This is a genomic window from Alcanivorax sp. HI0083, assembly GCF_001635175.1.
The window spans coordinates 1-913 of record NZ_LWFX01000439.1 but is presented as its reverse complement, the minus strand read 5'-3'; the positions used below and the strand labels follow the sequence as shown (position 1 = coordinate 913).

1 protein-coding gene is annotated in these 913 nt (G+C 58.6%); it reads left to right on the top strand.

Annotated features, from left to right (window positions below; translation table 11 throughout):
• On the top strand, positions 1-913 hold a 913-nt coding region (locus A3754_RS04510), incomplete at both ends, for a GGDEF domain-containing protein (protein ID WP_231880482.1).

Sequence of the window (913 nt, the reverse complement as noted above, 5' to 3'; positions counted from 1 at the left end):
AAACGTTAACGTTCCACCCTGTGGCCTTGCAGTCGCAGCGATTACGCCGGGTGCTCTTTGCCATCCTGGCGGGCGGCAGTGCCCATACACTGCTCTGCTGGATCGCTTTGCAGCTGGACTTTTTCCGCGGTGGGGAAGCCCTGTTCTACTCCCTTTTTGCTGCCCTCTGGGCCGGCCATATCCTGTTTGTCTTGTTTATGCTGGTGGGCCTGAACCGCCGGCTTTCCGAACCTTCCATGATCATGCCGCTGATGGTGTGGTCAACCACCGGGTTATTGGTCACTGCCCTGGTCGTCGATCAGGTGCGTCTGTGTGTCATGTTGATTTTCTTCGCCATCGTCCAGATGGGGGTGTTGCAGGCTTCGCTCCGGCAGTTCATGGCTCTGGCAGGGTATTGCGTGCTGGGGTACGCGCTCGTGCTGGGGGTGGTTTGTGTGTACTGGCCGGAAGTGGTGGACGTGCAGGGCGAGTGGATTCAGTGGGGCCTGTTCAGTGCCATGGTACTGGCCGCCATGCTGGTGGCGTCGGAGATTTCCACCATTCGGTTCCAGTTGGGTAAGCGTAATCAGCAGCTGGCAGAAATTGTTGAGCGTATTCACGACATGGCGGTAAAAGACGAGCTGACCGGGTTCTACCGCCGTCGCCATGCCATGGAGCTGCTGAGCAAGGCGTGCGGGCAGTCTGCCCGTGGCGCGTATCAACTGGGTGTGGTGTACCTGGACCTGGATCATTTCAAGAAAACCAACGATCAGTATGGCCATGGCATGGGCGACCTGGTGTTGCAGCGTTTTGCGGATGTGACACGGCGCCACCTGACCAATCAGGATTTCGCCGCCCGTCTGGGCGGGGAAGAATTCATGCTGGTGTTGCCGGTGAGTGATCCGGAGGAAGCGCGCAATCTGGTGGAGGGTAT